This window comes from Microbacterium sp. Ru50 (genome assembly GCF_002920555.1).
Lineage (GTDB): Bacteria > Actinomycetota > Actinomycetes > Actinomycetales > Microbacteriaceae > Microbacterium > Microbacterium arborescens.
The window spans coordinates 1-262 of sequence record NZ_PQSV01000086.1 but is presented as its reverse complement, the minus strand read 5'-3'; the positions used below and the strand labels follow the sequence as shown (position 1 = coordinate 262).

Below are 262 nucleotides of genomic sequence, written 5' to 3'. Positions count from 1 at the left end.
ACGAGGTGCGTGCCGCTGTCGGTGACGAGGTCGACGAACTTGCCGTGGCGGGCTGCGGCGGTCACGGTCGTGCCCTCGAGGGTCTCGATCGGCGGGTCGTAGGTCTTCAGGGCAGAGATCGCGCTGACACGGGCTTTCGTGATTCGGCGCCCGGCGAGGCGACCGCCGAGGTAGTCGACGAGTCCCTGCACTTCCGGCATCTCGGGCATGGCGTCATCCTGGCACGCACCACCCCAACCGGGCACGGGGTTGCGCGCGGCGG

The 262-nt window shown here is 70.2% G+C and carries 1 protein-coding gene; it reads right to left on the bottom strand.

The window, feature by feature from the left end; translation table 11 throughout:
- Nucleotides 1–209, bottom strand: a 209-nt coding sequence (locus tag C3481_RS16375) for a DNA-formamidopyrimidine glycosylase family protein (RefSeq protein WP_308457291.1), incomplete at its 3' end; no start/stop codon positions are given.
- Nucleotides 210–262 lie beyond the last annotated feature (53 nt).